The sequence below is a fragment of the Bartonella queenslandensis genome (assembly GCF_018155095.1).
Lineage (GTDB): Bacteria > Pseudomonadota > Alphaproteobacteria > Rhizobiales > Rhizobiaceae > Bartonella > Bartonella queenslandensis_B.
Genome location: NZ_NAAI01000025.1, coordinates 1 through 1,562, shown reverse-complemented (window position 1 = coordinate 1,562; position 1,562 = coordinate 1). Strand labels below are relative to the sequence as shown.

The window sequence follows — 1,562 nt, the reverse complement described above, 5'->3', positions numbered from 1 at the left end:
CAAATTTGTGATTTCCGGTTGATAAAGTCCTGTGGTAAGAGCTATTGAAGTGATAATGCTTATTCGCAGGAAACGGTTTACGAAACCGGAAAGCGGCATATCTATAGCGCCCCGAATGATAAGCCATCCATAGATAATGAAAGCGATTGTGATTCCAATTGAAACGAAGGGTGTGATTGTAACAATTGCTTTTGAGGAAATATCCGTGACATATGTTTTTGCTATCTGATCAATTTTAGTAAAAAGTTGCGTGAACATAGTGAAGTTCATGGCATTCCTCTTTATTGAATTTTCAATTTTTTATCATCTTGGAATATGGATACATGCTAAACACTTTATTTGCATTTATGCATTACCTAAGTATCTTCACCACGATATCTTGACTTTGATAAAATCTCTGTGCCCTTTTGAATGATTGGAATGGCACTGAACTTCCTACATTGGCTTTTGCTTTCATGAAAAAAATCAATGTTGTAAAGACTTTTATTAGTTAAATTTTATATCAGGTATACCCCTGTTGGCAGAGTTTATAATTTTTTTATACAACATACGTTTTTGTATATCGATAAGAGTCTCTTCATTATTGCTTAAATTTCTGACTATTTGTAATTTGGCATATTCATTTTGGAGCAAGGAAGACATGTTTCTGATGCGTGTTTGCAACTCGAAAACTTCTCTCAAATCTTTTGTTTTAGTTATATCATTTAAGAAATTGGCAATTTGTGTAAAACGCTCCTCTGCGTTTTGAAAAGCCTGAAGACTTACGGCTTTCTCGATAATTCCATTATAGTTAAGACGCGTATTAATTATATCGTGCATCCTCTGCTGCGGAAAAGACAGGAAGAGGGCCCTATTCTCTTCGACGTTAACACCAGTTATAAGACGTTCGATATAGGCACGATTTCTGAATTGATGATCTTTCATTCCAATGTAGCTTTTTTGGGGGGAGGGGTAGATAACAAGCGTTTTTTGTAAGAAATACTTCGGATCTTTTAAGAAATACCTCGGATCTTGTATGGCTGGTTTAGCGATTTTATTTCCTATTATAGCTTGATACACTTTTTTCACGTTTTCGATCTGGTTTTCATTTTCTTTAATTTGTTGCTGTAACAAATCAATAATTTTCAGATATTCTTCTTTTGAAGTTGAATCTTGATTCCCAGAACCCCAACTAAAGTTAGACGTTAGAGGTAAATTTAGCATTGCCAAAAAGGTAATCATTCCTATTATAACAAATTGCTTTTTCATTTTCATACTTTCCTTTTTGACAATTAAAAAGCCCAGCATTTCTTATCATTATTATGATTTCAATAATAAAGTAAAGCGTATAGTTTGCGATAATTTATCTTTTCTTAATTTCAGTTTTTAATTGATGAAAATAATTCAATTTTAGTGCAAATATTTTCCGCTGTAGGATTGGATAGTTTGGTTATTTTGTCTTATGGATTTAAGTTTTCTGTTACGAGAACCATTTCTTTCTATATCCTCTAGTTTCTATGTTTCCATAGATGTCCAAATGTTATGCCTTTTGCGAGAGAATTGGCCATGCTTGATAGTTTGAG

The 1,562-nt window shown here is 33.1% G+C and carries 2 protein-coding genes; both read right to left on the bottom strand.

What is annotated here, in order from left to right:
- Positions 1–270, bottom strand: a 270-nt coding sequence (locus tag B5V81_RS08545) for a type IV secretion system protein (protein ID WP_212113096.1), incomplete at its 3' end; no start/stop codon positions are given.
- 216 nt (positions 271–486) lie between these two features.
- Positions 487–1,248 carry a TrbJ/VirB5 family protein gene (locus B5V81_RS08540; RefSeq protein WP_212113095.1) on the bottom strand — a complete coding sequence of 254 codons (762 nt, stop codon included), beginning with the start codon at positions 1,246–1,248 and terminating at the stop codon, positions 487–489.
- Between the last annotated feature and the right edge of the window lie 314 nt (positions 1,249–1,562).

Excerpts from the sequence above, each read along its gene's own strand:
- B5V81_RS08540 (WP_212113095.1), bottom strand. The coding sequence starts at position 1,248 with ATGAAAAAGCAATTTGTTATAATAGGAATGATTACCTTTTTGGCAATG.